A 13,281-nucleotide genomic window follows, 5' to 3' on the forward strand; every position below is an offset into this window, starting at 1 on the left:
CGCCCCGCCCCACCAAGGAGACATTCCCATGGCTGCTGCCCGCAAGGTCATCATCACCAGCGCCGTCACCGGCGCCATCCACACCCCGTCCATGTCCCCGCACCTGCCCGTCTCCCCCGACGAGATCGCCGACGCCGCGATCGGCGCCGCCGAGGCAGGCGCCGCTATTGTGCACATGCACGCCCGCGACCCCAGGGACGGCCGCCCCTCCCAGGACCCCGAGCACTTCGCCCCGATCCTGGACAAGCTCAAGCGCAACACCGACGCCGTCATCAACATCACCACGGGCGGCTCGCCGCACATGAGCGTCGAGGAGCGGATGCAGCCGGCGGCGCTGTTCAAGCCGGAGCTTGCCTCACTCAACATGGGCTCGATGAACTTCGGGCTGTACCCGATGCTGGACCGCTTCACCGAGTTCGGCCACGACTGGGAGCGCGAGGGGCTCGAAAAGAGCCGCGACCTCGTCTTCAAGAACACCTTCCAGGACATCGAGACCATCCTGGGCATCGGCAACCAGAACGGCACCCGCTTCGAGTTCGAGTGCTACGACATCTCGCACCTGAACAACCTCGCGCACTTCCACGGCCGCGGGCTGGCCAGGGGACCGCTGTTCGTCCAGTCGGTCTTCGGCCTGCTCGGCGGCATCGGCGCGCACCCCGAGGACCTCATGCACATGCGCCGCACGGCGGACCGCCTGCTCGGCGAGGACTACGAGTGGTCCATCCTGGGCGCCGGCAGGAACCAGATGCCGCTCGCCACTATCGGCGCCGCCATGGGCTCCCACGTCCGGGTGGGCCTGGAGGATTCCCTGTGGATCGGTCCCGGCCAGCTCGCCGCGTCCAACGCCGAACAGGTCACCCGGATCCGCACCATCCTGGAAGCCCTCAACTTTGAGGTCGCCACCCCCGACGAGGCGCGGCAGATGCTGCAGCTCAAGGGCCGGGAAAACGTAGGGTTCTGAGCCGATGAGCATCCTGGTGGCCCCGGACAGTTTCAAGGGCACCTTCACCGCTTCCGAGGTGGCCGGGCACATCGCGGCCGGCATCCGCACGGCCGGCGCGGCGGCCCGCGAGCTGCCCGTGGCCGACGGCGGCGAGGGCACCACCGAGGCCCTCGCCCGCGGTCTGGACGCCCGGCCCGTCTTTGTCACCACGGTCGGGCCGTGGGGCGAACCCGTCGAGGCGGCGGTCGGGCTCACCGCCGACGGGACCGCCGTCGTCGAACTGGCCGTCGCGAGCGGCCTCAACCTGCCGTCCGCCGGCGGCCGGGACCCGCTGACGGCGAGCACGTACGGCACCGGCGTCCTGATCGCGGAGGCTGCCCGGCACGGCGCACGCCGCATCGTGGTGGCGGCAGGGGGCTCGGCCACCACCGACGGCGGGGCCGGCGCCATCGCCGCGATCGAGGAACGCGGCGGGCTCCGCGGTGCCGAGCTGGTGATCCTGAGTGATGTCACGACGCGTTTTTCCGACGCCGCACGCGTGTTCGGGCCGCAGAAGGGAGCCGGGCCGGCCGCGGTTGAGCTGCTGACACACAGACTCGAACTGCTCGCGGCGGAGTTCGCCCGGGACTACGGCCGCGATCCCAGTCTGGTGGACCGGACCGGCGCGGCGGGTGGCTTCTCCGGCGGAATGTGGGCCCGTTACGGCGCCCGCCTGGTGTCAGGGGCGGACTATGTCCTGGATCTGCTGGGCTTCGACGCGCAACTGGCCGCCAGCAGCGCGGTGGTGGTCGGCGAGGGCCGGCTGGATTCCCAGACCGGCCAGGGGAAGATCATCGGTGCCATCCTGGCCCGTGCCGGCACCACACCGGTGTACGCGGTGGTGGGATCGGTGGATCCGGACCTTGGCGACTACGCAGACAGCTTTGCCCGCATCATCGTGGCCGGAGATCCGGCAGCCATGCAGGCGGCGGGGGCGGAACTGGCCCATGCGGCTTCGGCGGCTTCCCCTGCTGCTGGCGCTGCTCCTGCTGCTCCTGCTCACCTGTGAGTCCGCGGGACATGTCCTCCCTTGGCCCGCGCCAGTGGACATACTCCCTTTGTGCCCATCCCCGGACCTGAAGACTGGACATGTCCTCCGCTGCCGGACGTGGCCAAGGGACATGCCCTCCCCCGCTCCGCAAAATTGCCCAAAAACTGGACATGCCCATCGCTGCCACGTGTGACCGCCGGGCATGCCCTCCGCTGCCCCGTGCCAGTGGACATACGCCCTTTGTGCCCATCCCCGGACCTGAAGAGTGGACATGTGCCCCGCTGCCGGACGTGACCACTGGACATGTATTCCCGCGGCCGCACGATTGGCTGAAAACTGGACATGTCCCCCAGCGGGATCCGGCGAAAATCAACTCGTGAAGCCCGGCCTGGCGGAGCTCGGCGGCGCGAAGCCTGGCCCGGCTCGGAAGGCACGGCTAGGAAGGACCGGCTCGGAAGGCACAGCTAGGAAGGAGCAGCTCAAAGGCGCGGCTCAGATGGACCGGCTAGGAGGAGGCCCGGCCTAGCGGAGCTCGGCGGTGCGAAGTCTGGCCCGGCTCGAAAGTAGCTGCCCGGGGAGGCCCGGCTCAGAAGGAGCGGTCCGGCGGCCGGGTCCCCCAAGGAGCCGGCCGCCGAACCAAACACTCCCACCCCCAAAGCTTGTCACAGGTTTGACAAAATTGTCACACGCCGCTCCGGGCCGTGCCGAGGCCCGTCGGTATTGTGGAATCCATGAATGACACGACGGCACCGCAGGATCCCGGGCACCGGAGCATATTCCTTGACAAGGCGCACCCCGCTGCCTGGCGCGCACTCAACGGGCTGGGCCTGAAAGCCAAGGAAGCCGCCACCGAGGCCGGGCTGGACGACACACTCATTGAGTTGCTCAATGTCCGCATTTCGCAGATCAACGGCTGCGCCTTTTGCCTGGACATGCACGTGGGCGATGCCGTTAAGAACGGCGAGTCGGCCCAGCGCCTGGCCGTTCTCCCCGCATGGCGCGACACCTCTCTGTTCTCCGAAAAGGAACGTGCAGCCCTGACGCTGGCCGAGGCCATCACCACCATCTCTGACGCCCATACCCGCGACCATGAAGGCGCACAGGCCAGGCGGCACCTGACTGCCGAAGAATTTTCGGCCGTCAGCTGGCTGGCGATTACGATGAACGCGTTCAACCGGGTTTCCATCGTCAGCCAGCACCCGGTCCGCGACGCCCGCGGCTAAACCACCGTCCACTCCCGCCAGCCGCCCGCACCAGAACACCCGGTCGGCGGACAGGTGTCCGCGGCTAAGGGGCCGGCGGTGCGCGGCCGGCCAAACAACGAGCCGTAGCCACAACCGGCGTGCAGTCGTAAGCTCGAAAAGTGGGGCGGAGCCGCGGTCACCGAGGGAGCACTGCCATGAGGTGGGTCAGGCCGGGTCACCCGGAGTACGACGAAACACGAAGACTCTTCAACGCGATGATCGACCGCCATCCGGCCGTCATTGCCCCGTGCGCCGACCCGGAAGGGGTGGCCGAGGCGCTGGCGTACGCGCGGACACACGGCTTCGAAGTCGCCGTCCGGGCCGGCGGCCATTCCGTAGCCGGCATGTCCATGAACGACGGCGGCCTCGTGGTCGACGTTCGTCCGATGAAATCCGTGCGGGTGGACCCGGAGGCCCGCACTGCCACGGTGGGCGCGGGCCTCACCTGCGGCGAGTTCGACCGCGCCACCCAGGAATACGGCCTCGCCATCACAGGCGGGCGGGTCTCCACGACCGGGCTCGCGGGTTTCACGCTCGGGGGCGGGTCCGGCTGGCTCGAGCGCGCCTTCGGCTTCGCCTGCGACGACCTCGTCTCCGTGGATCTGGTCACGGCCACCGGCGAGCAGGTGAGGGCCAGCGCCCAGGAGAATCCCGAACTCTTCTGGGCCCTGCACGGCGGCGGCGGGAACTTCGGCGTCGCCACCTCGTTTACGTTCGGCCTGCATCAGCTGGGGCCACGCGTGCATGCCGGGGTGCTGATGTGGCCGGGGGACGCGGCCCCGGAACTCAGCCGCGGATACCGGGACCTGGCCTCCGCGGCTCCCAACGAAGAGTCCGCCACCCTCATCTACGGGATTGCACCGGCGGAACCCTTCGTGCCCGCGGCCATGGTGGGCAAGATGGCGGTGTACGTCGTGTATGTCTTCGCCGGGGATGCCGAGGAAGGCAAAGAACATGCCAAGGCATACCGGGAACTGGGCCCTGTTGTGGACCTGGTGGAAGACACGGGCTACGCAGACTTCCAGTGCTCCCTCGACGACCCGCCGGGCAAGTACAACTACTGGAGCGCCGACTACCACGACGAACTCTCCGACGACGCCCTGGACGTCATCATCGACTCGGCCCGGAATCTCCCGGGACCAAGCTCCCAGCAATTGATCGCCCATTGGGGCGGGGCGGTGAGCGGGCCGGCCGCCGCGGCCACCCCGCTGCTGAACCGGACCGCCAGCTGGGTGAGCCACCCGTTCGGCCTGGGTGACACCCCGCAGGGCGGGCAGGACGCGAAGGCATGGGTCAAACGCTTCCGCCAGGACATCTCCCCCTACGCGACCGGGGGCGTCTGGCTGAACTTCATCGGCGACGAAGGCCAGGCCCGGATCCGCGCGGCCTACGGCGACGAAAACTACAACCGGCTGGCAGAAGTGAAACGCGAGTTTGATCCCGGGAACGTGTTCCGCGGGAACCAGAACATCCGACCCGCCGTCGCGGTGTGACCACAACGGCGGTGGCCCCGCCGTCGCGGCATGACCCCGACGGCGGCGCCCGCCCGGCGCCCGCACCGGTGCCCGCAGTCCGGGCCGCGCGTGTCCGGGGTCGGGGCTAGACTGCCACCATGGCCGTCTACGTCGATCCGCCGCTCTGGCCTGCCCACGGAACCCACTTTTCCCATCTGGTCTCGGACACGTCGCTCGCGGAACTGCACGCCTTCGCCGCAGCCGCCGGCATCCCCGGGCGAGCGTTCGACGGCGACCACTACGACGTCGCCGAGGCCCGCTACGAGGCCCTGGTGGCGGCCGGCGCCATCCCCGTGGAGGGCCGGGTCCTCGTCCGAAAGTTGATCGCCAGCGGGTTGCGGATCCCGGCCCGACGACGCGGCAAGGCCCTCCGGGTCCCGCTCCTGAACCGCTGGAACGAGGCGTTGCCGGGCCACGACGCCCTCTTCCTGGACCTGCTGGACCGCTGGGGCGAGGAACACCGGACGTACCACGGCCGCACCCACCTGCTGGCGGTGCTGGAAGCCCTGGACCTGCTGTGCGATCCGGCCGATCCGCCCCGGACCGTGCTGCTGGCCGCCTGGTTCCACGACGCCGTCTACCGCGGCGTGGCAGGCCAGGACGAGGAAGCGTCGGCACGGCTGGCCGACGACCGGCTCCGGCATGCCGGTCTACCGGCCGCCGAGGTGGACGAAGTGGTGCGCCTGGTGCTGCTGACGGCCGACCACTGTCCGGAGCCCGGAGACGACGACGGCGCTCTGCTCAGCGACGCCGACCTCTCCGTCCTCGGCGGGGAACCGGAGGCCTACGCCCGCTACCTCGCCGCCGTCAGGGAAGATTTCGCCCACATCGGCGACGCCGACTTCGCCGCCGGCCGCGCCGCCGTCGTCCGCCAGCTGCTGCAGCTCGATCCGCTCTTCCATACCGACCGCGGCCGGACACTGTGGCTGGACGCGGCCCGCGGGAACCTGCAGGGCGAACTCGCGTGAGCCGTGTGCCGGCCTCCCACCGGCGGCCGGCGGCTCAGGCAGCCACGCTGAGGTGATTCGCCAGCCGGTCGAACGACTCGCGCCACCCTTCGCCATGGCGGTCGCGGCTTTCCGCGGAGTCGAACGGCCCCTGCGTGAAGGTCATCTGCGTGCCGCCGTCGATCTCCTCCAACCGGATCGTCACCTCGGTCTCGAAGCCGCGGGTTCCGTCCGGCTTGTCCCAGGCATGGGTGAACACGAACAGGTGCGGCGGCTCGACATCGGTATGCACCCCGCTCCACCAGAATTGCTGCCCGGTACTGTCCTGGATCATGCAGGCGCGGTACAGGCCGCCGACTTCGAGGTCCGCGTCGACGCTCTCACGCGGGACGTGGAAGCCGCGCGGACCCCACCACTGCGGAGCCTGGTCCGGGTCCGTCAAAGCCGACCACACACCCTGGATCGGCGCCCTGAACTCGCGGACAATGACCAGCATGAGGTCCGTGTCGCCATTTGCCGTTTGGCTCATGGTCCTCTCCCTCGGATTGCTTGAACTGACAGGCGAAGTGCCCCCGGCCTGCTGGCTGCGCTGCCGCCGCCTAGCGCCGGCCGGGGCTGTAGGCGGTCACATACGGGGTGTTGCTCGGGATGATTTGTTTGCCGAGCGGCATCAGCGAGATGGGTATGAGCTTGAGATTGGCGATCGCCAGCGGAATGCCGATAATCGTGATGGCCATGGCGAAGGCCGTAACGACGTGCGCGATCGCGATCCAGATCCCGGCCACAAGCAGCCAGATGACATTTCCCACCAGGGTGAATATGCCGTTGCCGCCGGGCTTGTCCACCACCATGCGGCCGAACGGCCACAAGGCATAGGATGCGATGCGGAACGAGGCCAGGCCCCACGGAATGGTGACGATCAGCAGGCAGCAGACGACGCCGGCCAGGAAATATCCCAGGGCAAGCCACAGGCCGCCGAAGAGCAGCCAGATGATGTTCAGGAGTGTCTTCATGGATTAATTCTCGCCCGTAGGAGTGACATTCGGATCAGTTGTTTACCCGGAAAGATCCCCGACTTTCGCGCCCAACCCCGGACAGGTTTCCACGAGCCCGGTCCACGGGTGCCCGTCCGGGTTCGGCCCGCCTCATCGGTGCTTAGGTATCGGCCTGTTTGACCATGGCGGCCTCAACGTTGATCTTGACCTTGTCGCTGACCAGCAGGCCGCCCGCTTCAAGGGCGGCGTTCCACGTCAGGCCAAATTCCTTCCGGCTGATGTCCGCCTCGGCACTGAATCCGGCCCGGGTGGCGCCGAAGGGGTCCACCGCCACACCGGTGTACTCGACTTCGAGCTCCACCGGCTTGGTGACGCCACGGATTGTGAGCTCGCCGGTCAGCACATAGTCTTCCCCCTCGCCCCGGATCCCGGTGGCCCGAAAAGTCATGTCGGGGAACTGCTCAACGTCGAAGAAGTCCGGGCCGCGGACGTGGCCGTCGCGGTTGGCGTCGCCCGAATCGAAGCTGGCGGTCTTGACCGTGGCGTGCAGGCTTGCGTCCGCCAGCGACTCGCGCACCCTTGCCTCGGCGGAGGCCTCGTTGAACCGGCCGCGGACCTTGCTGATGCCCGCGTGGCGGACGCTGAAACCGATTTCGCTGTGGGACATGTCCAATGTCCACACTCCGGGGGTCAAACCTTCGGGCAGAGTCACAACGGTCTCCTTCGAGCGGTGGCGGGCCTGTCCCGCCGGGGCGGTCGGGGTATTCCCCACTCTGCATGCTAACGAGGAAGCCCGTCCCGGGCTAGGTCCCACCGGCCCTGACGCGGGACACGCGGCGCGCGACACGCCAGCGGCCACCCCGGGCGACGGCGTCGCGCGACGGCGTCGCGCGTCGGCGGCGGGATTTCCGACGGCGGGTCCAGCGATCCGGGGCCGGACGCGTTCTCTGGCCTTCGCTCCACGGCCGGGTTACTCTGGCCTATAAATGCCGGCCAATCACCGAATTTCGCAGAACTATTTACACAGTCCTGATCAACCAAATGATGTGAGGAATCGTGGCCAGGTCCCTGGGGAAACATGGCAAGGCGGGTATCGGCGCTTGCTTGCTGAGCCTGGGTCTGTTGCTTTCCGCCTGCCAGCCCGGGCCGCCGGAACCCGCACCGCGCCCGAGCCCCGGCACGCCGTCGTCCCCCGCGCCGTCGCCCCCATCGCCGTCCACCGCACCGCCGTCGTCGTCTGCCGCGCCGTCGGCCGGCGAGCCCGTGCATTTCACCGCCCAGGGTGACATCGGCGTAGGCTCGGGCGCCAAGAAGGTGCTCGACGCCGTTGCCGGCCTCAAGCCGCACCTGAACCTGGCTCTGGGCGACTTCGCATACAAGGCCGGGCTCGAACAGGAGTTCTGCGACATGGTCACCGCCCGTCTCGGCGAGAACTTCCCGTACCAGTTGGTGACCGGAAACCACGAGAGTGACGGCCGGGATGGCGACATCGAGAAGTATGTCCAGTGCCTGCCCAACAGGATGCCCGGCCTCCAGGGCGAATACGGCGTCCAATGGCGCCTCGATGTCCCCGAGCAGAATCCGGTTGTCCGCTTCATCATGGTTTCCCCCGGCATCGATTTCCGGGGCGGGGAGCCGCTGGACTACTCAAGGGACAGCGAACGCTGGCGCTGGACCGCGGACGCCATCGACGAGGCCAAATCGCAGAACATCCCCTGGACGGTGGTGGGCATGCATACCCCGTGCCTGAGCGTCGGCAACTACGACTGCCAGGCGGGGCAGGACTTCACGAACATGCTGATCGAAAAGCAGGTGGACCTGGTCCTGTCCGGCCACGACCATGTCTATCAGCGGACGCATCAACTGGCCACGGGCGGAGGCTGCGCGGAACTCGTTCCCGCGACCTTCGCCTCCGCATGCCTGGCCGATACCGATGACGCCATGGCCCAGGGCTCGGGGACCGTGTTCGCCACCGTCGGCGTTGGCGGCGTCGGACTCTACAACGTCCGATCCGAGGACCCGGAGATGCGCTACTTCGCCAGCACATCCGGGAAGAACCAGGACCCGGCCTTTGGGACCCTGGACGTCATGGCGACGGCGGATGAACTTGCCGCCCGGTTCATTCCCGCCGACGGCTACAGCTTCTCGGATTCCTTCACCCTCCGCCGGTAACCTGCTGCGGCATAAGGGCTCAGGTGTGCGGCGGCGGATAGGCCGCCGGTAAGCCGTCGGACGCGCCCCGAGAGGGCTCAGGCCGGCACCCAGATGCTGACCCAGTCCAGGTAGACGTGGCCCTGGGTTTCCGGAGCCGGACACAGAGGCAGGCACGATTCGGTCTGCAGGATGAAATGCATGGGCGTCGAGGGCACGTCCGTTGTGCTCGCGCCGATGGATCGTCCGTCAATGAAGAACTCAACGCGACCGGGGGTCCACTCTGTCGTGGCAACATGCCAGTCTGTGGAAACTTTATTGGAAAAGAACTGTTCAAAGCGCTTTGGATCCAAGGACATGAAATGGGCAGCTGCCGTCAGGATTGCTCCGAGGTCGCCTTCTGGGAAATCTATCTCCCCGTCCCGCGGCCAGATGCCACTATCCGGCCACAGGAGCCACGCCGTCTTGAAGCCAGGCATGGCATCCCCCCTGTACCGGACTGAGTAGCGGCCGTACAGCATGCTGTTGGCCCTCGGGGGATTTTTGCTGGCATTCGGAAATTTGGGCGTGGGCGCGGCACCCATGAAGACACCGTTTTCCGAATGCATGAACCAGTCCAGAACGCCGTTTTTGACGCTCAGGACTTTCGAGGGATAGTAGCCCGATTTTCCGCCGCTGACCTGTCCGTCCGTATCCGGTGTTCCGTCTTTGTATCCGGCACTCCACCGGTCCCGGTAAAGCGGCCCGGGAAAGGAGCCCAGGGGGACGTCACCGCCGGAGAAGTCCTCCACAAAGACGTTCCTCCATCCGGGCAGATCCCCCGACATGGCCGTGTCAGTGGTCCGGTCCGGAGGCGGTGCCGATGTCCGGGCAGGCCGGGACGCCGGCGCGCCCCCAGGCGCAGGGGCGGCAGTGGCGGTGCCACCTGCCGGCGGCTCGGTCGGCGCCACCGACTGGAGCCCGGGCTGTGCCCCTCCTGTTCCGGCGTCGGTCGGCGGAGCCGCCGGCGACGCCGAAATGGACGTGAACAGCGGCCGCTCGCCCTGTGGAGCGGCATCCGTGCCGCACGCCGCCAGGGCCATGACCAGGACCATGGCGGGAACCGCCATGGTCCTGAAGGTCAGGAGACGCCGGCGTCCTGCCGGCACGCGCCCCCAATGAACGGGTGTCCGCATCGAGCCAGTGTCGCATGGACGCAACCGCCCATCAACAGTTGTGCCTCAAATTTGGTTGAAAGTTCCAGTTAATCCAAGGTTAATGCAAGGTGGCGAAACCAAACTTTAACCCTGGGGTATATCACTAAGTTGTCGACAACCGAACAGCGTAAGCATTGGGTCTATTTTCCGGTCGGAGGAGTCGGAAAGCGCTGTAGTTGCGACGAGCAGAATACGTCATTGAGTGGTGAGGCCAGTGTCCATCCCGAATCTCAAGCCGAACGTGCGCCCCCAAACGACGCCCCCGCCGGCAAATCCCTCGGTCAGCGTGGTGATCCCCACTTTGAACGAGGCAATGAACCTGCCGTGGGTGCTGCGGCGTATGCCCACCTATGTAGATGAGGTGGTAATTGTTGACGGCCGTTCCCTGGACGGCACAGTGGAGGTGGCCCGGGCCTTGCGCCTGGACGTCGTGGTGGTGGCAGAGCCCCGCCCTGGCAAAGGAAACGCCGTGCGGGCCGGATTCGCCGCAGCCTCCGGCGACATCATCGTCATGCTCGACGGGGACGGCAGTATGGACCCCCAGGAGATCGGCTGGCTGGTGACTCCGCTCCAGCACGAATACGACTTCGTCAAAGGCTCCCGCTATGTGACGGGCGGCGGCTCAGACGATCTCACATGGCTGCGCAGCGGCGGAAACAAGATGCTCACCCGGCTCGCCAACACTGTCCTCCACAGCGACTACTCGGACCTTTGCTACGGCTACATCGCCCTGCGCCGCGAATGCGTTGACATTCTGGAGCTGGAGTCGGACGGGTTCGAGATCGAAACTGAACTGATTGTGCGGGCCTCAAGGGCGGGCCTGCGCATTGCCGAGGTGCCCAGCCACGAACTGTCCCGCATCTCGGGGCAGTCAAACCTGCATACCTTCCGGGACGGCTGGCGGGTCCTCCGCACCCTGGCCCGCGAGCGCGTGAGCTGGGAAGCCCCGACCGCCGGCGCCCGCCCCGAGGCCCTGCGTCGGGTCAAGTACAAGTACCCCAACGAGGTCTTCCCGCACGTTCCCACCGATCCCAGCAGCGTCCTGGGCGTACGGGCAGGCGAATAGGATGTCCGAGAACTCCAGCCTTCCGGAAGTATCCGTGGTCATTTGCTCCTACTCGGAGGACCGGTGGGACCAGCTGATCGGCGCCCTGGACTCCGTCCGCACCCAGACCTTCCCACCCAAGCAGACGATCGTCGTCGTGGACTACAACGTGGACTTGTACAAGCGCCTGATCTTTACCGTCCCGGATGCCGTAATTATCGAGAACGCCGGACCCAAGGGTCTCTCGGGCGCCCGCAACACCGGAGCAGGCATCGCTAAGGCCGAGATCGTGGCCTTCCTCGATGACGACGCCGAAGCCGAGCCGGACTGGCTCGAACGGCTCGCGGCGATGTACGACGATCCCGACGTTCTGGCGGTCGGCGGCCGGGTGGAACCGCTCTGGGAAGCCGGACGGCCGGGCTACTTCGCCAACGAGCTCGACTGGATTGTCGGCTGCACTTACCGGGGAATGCCCAAAGTCGCCGCCGAGGTCCGCAACGTCATTGGCGCGAACATGTCCTTCCGCGCCAGCGTCCTGGAACGGGTCGGCGGTTTCAACACAACCCTGGGCCGTCAGGACGCCGTCCCGCTGGGCTGCGAAGAGACCGAACTGTGCATCCGCGCGGTGATCGGAGCTCCCGGATCCCGGGTGGTCTATGAGCCCGCGGCCCTGGTGCACCACCACGTTCCGGCCGAGCGCGGCACCTTGCGCTACATGCTGGCCCGTTCCTGGGGCGAAGGGATTTCCAAGGCGCAGGTCAGCAGGGTGGTCGGCCACAAACGGGCACTTGGTCCCGAACGGCGCTATGTCCGGCAGGTCCTGCCTCGTGCAGTATTCGCCGGAATCCGCGGCTGGCTCGGCGGCGGGGACCGTGCCGGGCTCGGCCGGGCAGCGGCCATCATCGCCGTGCTCGCGGCCACCGCGACCGGCTATGTGCGCGGCCGCCGGCTGCCTGCGGCGCCGTCTCCGGTCAAAGCGGCTGTTGTGACGCCGGAAGAGCCGTGGCGGGAAGTCAAATGAACCGCGCTGCGCCCTTCCCCGTAGACCGCCGGGTGCAGGCCCTGCACCCGGAACCACCTGACCGCAGGAACCCGACCCCAGAAAGCTTGGATCATGAGCCAACCTGAGCGCGACGTGAAACAGCCCATTGGCGCCTCTGCCGGAGCCTCCTTCGATGTCCACGGGATCGTGGGCATCGACGTGGAGGCGGGCACACCAGGGGAACCGCAACTGCGGGATATGCTCGCCCCGTTCCTGGGGAATTCCACCGCGCCGCGGCGGATCACCATCGGCGCCAGGATATCGCCGGTTTCCAGCCAGTCGCACGCGGAGGATGCCTACCGGTTCACCGGGGAGTCCCTCTATATTCCGGCGGACCGCGTCCAGATCATCGAAACAAAGGACGGGTACCGGATCGAAGGCGCCGGTGAGCTCCTGACCTCTGTGATTCCGCTGCTGGACCGGCTGTGTGTCCAGGAGGAGACGGCAATGATCCATGCTGCCGTGGTGGACTTCCGCGGCTCCGGGGTTCTCCTGCCGGCCTGGGGAGGTGTTGGAAAGACCAGTACGGTGGCGAAGCTGGTGGCCATGCCCGACGTGCGGTTCATGGCCGACGACTGGGCCTTCATGGGCGCCGGCGGAATGCTCATGGGCTACGCCAAACCGATGTTCATCAAACCCCACCACCGCGCCATCTACCCGGACATGTTCCGGGGAACCCGCAAGCCCCTGGCCCCCGGATGGCTGACGACTCCTGTCGCCCATCTGGCCACGGCGGTCCATCCGGTCATTGTCCGCTATCCGAAAACAGCCGCATTCACCCGGCGCTGGTCCCCCGAACACCGCATGGTGCAGCCGGAGCATGTTTTCGGGGCGCAACGGATCTCGTCCGCGGCGCCGGCACAGCTGGCCATCTTCCTCGAGCGCTTCGACGGCGCGGACGCGCGGCTGGAAGCACGCAGCGCCGAGTGGATGACCTCCCGGGTCGTCGGCAACTTCCATTCGGAACTGCCCATGGTCTCGCGGCGCCTTGTCGAGGCCCTCGGCGCCACCAGCCTGGTCCCGCTGGAGGAGCATTTTGGCCAGAAGGCGGCCGTGGTGCGCCGGGCCCTGGAGGACGTTCCCTGCTGGCTGCTCCGGCTTCCCGCCGCTTGGTCAGCGGACCAGGCCTCTGACTTCATCGCGAATCTGGTTCGTTCAAAACTGGATGAGTGAG

The 13,281-nt window shown here is 67.3% G+C and carries 13 protein-coding genes; 9 read left to right on the forward strand and 4 right to left on the reverse strand.

From position 1 onward, the window contains the following. The first annotated feature begins 28 nt into the window (after positions 1 to 28). From kce to AC1DHX_RS04495, 5 genes are all read left to right on the forward strand, one after another. A complete protein-coding gene (gene kce, locus AC1DHX_RS04475) occupies positions 29 to 961 on the forward strand; it encodes a 3,5-dioxohexanoate:acetyl-CoA acetone transferase (RefSeq protein WP_028275471.1) in 933 nt (310 codons plus the stop codon). A gap of 4 nt (positions 962 to 965) precedes the next feature. Continuing rightward, entirely contained in the window at positions 966 to 1,991 is a 1,026-nt protein-coding gene (locus AC1DHX_RS04480; protein WP_476860199.1) for a glycerate kinase, read from the forward strand. Between the two features lie 713 nt (positions 1,992 to 2,704). Then, the gene (locus tag AC1DHX_RS04485) at positions 2,705 to 3,196 is read left to right on the forward strand and encodes a carboxymuconolactone decarboxylase family protein (protein ID WP_476860200.1); all 492 of its coding nucleotides are present in this window, start codon (positions 2,705 to 2,707) and stop codon (positions 3,194 to 3,196) included. A 176-nt stretch (positions 3,197 to 3,372) separates the two neighbouring features. Then, positions 3,373 to 4,710 (forward strand): FAD-binding oxidoreductase, encoded by a 1,338-nt coding sequence (locus AC1DHX_RS04490; protein WP_476860201.1) that lies wholly within the window; start codon positions 3,373 to 3,375, stop codon positions 4,708 to 4,710. A 119-nt stretch (positions 4,711 to 4,829) separates the two neighbouring features. Next, positions 4,830 to 5,699: a DUF4031 domain-containing protein gene (locus AC1DHX_RS04495; protein WP_476860202.1), complete on the forward strand. Its 870-nt coding sequence runs from the start codon at positions 4,830 to 4,832 to the stop codon at positions 5,697 to 5,699. Between the two features lie 34 nt (positions 5,700 to 5,733). Here the strand turns inward: AC1DHX_RS04495 and AC1DHX_RS04500 are convergent, their stop codons facing one another. The 3 genes from AC1DHX_RS04500 to AC1DHX_RS04510 all read right to left on the reverse strand — a co-directional run bounded on the left by AC1DHX_RS04500 (position 5,734) and on the right by AC1DHX_RS04510 (position 7,385). Further along, positions 5,734 to 6,207: an SRPBCC family protein gene (locus tag AC1DHX_RS04500; protein ID WP_223917130.1), complete on the reverse strand. Its 474-nt coding sequence runs from the start codon at positions 6,205 to 6,207 to the stop codon at positions 5,734 to 5,736. Positions 6,208 to 6,277: 70 nt separating this feature from the next. Next, positions 6,278 to 6,691 carry a YccF domain-containing protein gene (locus AC1DHX_RS04505; protein WP_476856986.1) on the reverse strand — a complete coding sequence of 138 codons (414 nt, stop codon included), beginning with the start codon at positions 6,689 to 6,691 and terminating at the stop codon, positions 6,278 to 6,280. A 142-nt stretch (positions 6,692 to 6,833) separates the two neighbouring features. After that, positions 6,834 to 7,385 carry a YceI family protein gene (locus tag AC1DHX_RS04510; RefSeq protein WP_028275465.1) on the reverse strand — a complete coding sequence of 184 codons (552 nt, stop codon included), beginning with the start codon at positions 7,383 to 7,385 and terminating at the stop codon, positions 6,834 to 6,836. 551 nt (positions 7,386 to 7,936) lie between these two features. Here AC1DHX_RS04510 and AC1DHX_RS04515 point away from each other — a divergent pair. Next, the gene (locus AC1DHX_RS04515; protein ID WP_028275464.1) at positions 7,937 to 8,845 is read left to right on the forward strand and encodes a metallophosphoesterase; all 909 of its coding nucleotides are present in this window, start codon (positions 7,937 to 7,939) and stop codon (positions 8,843 to 8,845) included. Between the two features lie 77 nt (positions 8,846 to 8,922). Here AC1DHX_RS04515 and AC1DHX_RS04520 read toward each other — a convergent pair whose 3' ends face one another. Next, on the reverse strand, positions 8,923 to 9,933 hold the full coding sequence (locus tag AC1DHX_RS04520) for a glycoside hydrolase family 16 protein (RefSeq protein ID WP_476860204.1): 1,011 nt from the start codon (positions 9,931 to 9,933) through the stop codon (positions 8,923 to 8,925). Positions 9,934 to 10,234: 301 nt separating this feature from the next. On the opposite strand from AC1DHX_RS04520, the gene AC1DHX_RS04525 reads away from it, so the two are divergent. The 3 genes from AC1DHX_RS04525 (at position 10,235) to AC1DHX_RS04535 (ending at position 13,280) form a co-directional block, all read left to right on the forward strand. Then, positions 10,235 to 11,086, forward strand: a complete 852-nt coding sequence (locus AC1DHX_RS04525) for a glycosyltransferase family 2 protein (protein WP_476860205.1) — start codon at positions 10,235 to 10,237, stop codon at positions 11,084 to 11,086. A gap of 1 nt (position 11,087) precedes the next feature. Continuing rightward, complete coding sequence (locus tag AC1DHX_RS04530) at positions 11,088 to 12,086, forward strand: glycosyltransferase family 2 protein (RefSeq protein WP_476860206.1); 999 nt, start codon at positions 11,088 to 11,090, stop codon at positions 12,084 to 12,086. A gap of 93 nt (positions 12,087 to 12,179) precedes the next feature. Continuing rightward, positions 12,180 to 13,280, forward strand: coding sequence for a hypothetical protein (locus tag AC1DHX_RS04535; RefSeq protein ID WP_476860207.1), 1,101 nt, complete (start codon positions 12,180 to 12,182; stop codon positions 13,278 to 13,280). The last annotated feature ends 1 nt before the right edge of the window (position 13,281 follow it).

The organism is Arthrobacter sp. 05N33_2 (assembly GCF_056397425.1).

Coding starts and splice junctions, on each gene's coding strand:
- kce (WP_028275471.1), top strand. CDS start 29: ATGGCTGCTGCCCGCAAGGTCATCATCACCAGCGCCGTCACCGGCGCC.
- AC1DHX_RS04480 (WP_476860199.1), top strand. CDS start 966: ATGAGCATCCTGGTGGCCCCGGACAGTTTCAAGGGCACCTTCACCGCT.
- AC1DHX_RS04485 (WP_476860200.1), top strand. CDS start 2,705: ATGAATGACACGACGGCACCGCAGGATCCCGGGCACCGGAGCATATTC.
- AC1DHX_RS04490 (WP_476860201.1), top strand. CDS start 3,373: ATGAGGTGGGTCAGGCCGGGTCACCCGGAGTACGACGAAACACGAAGA.
- AC1DHX_RS04495 (WP_476860202.1), top strand. CDS start 4,830: ATGGCCGTCTACGTCGATCCGCCGCTCTGGCCTGCCCACGGAACCCAC.
- AC1DHX_RS04500 (WP_223917130.1), bottom strand. CDS start 6,207: ATGAGCCAAACGGCAAATGGCGACACGGACCTCATGCTGGTCATTGTC.
- AC1DHX_RS04505 (WP_476856986.1), bottom strand. CDS start 6,691: ATGAAGACACTCCTGAACATCATCTGGCTGCTCTTCGGCGGCCTGTGG.
- AC1DHX_RS04520 (WP_476860204.1), bottom strand. CDS start 9,933: ATGGCGGTTCCCGCCATGGTCCTGGTCATGGCCCTGGCGGCGTGCGGC.
- AC1DHX_RS04530 (WP_476860206.1), top strand. CDS start 11,088: ATGTCCGAGAACTCCAGCCTTCCGGAAGTATCCGTGGTCATTTGCTCC.
- AC1DHX_RS04535 (WP_476860207.1), top strand. CDS start 12,180: ATGAGCCAACCTGAGCGCGACGTGAAACAGCCCATTGGCGCCTCTGCC.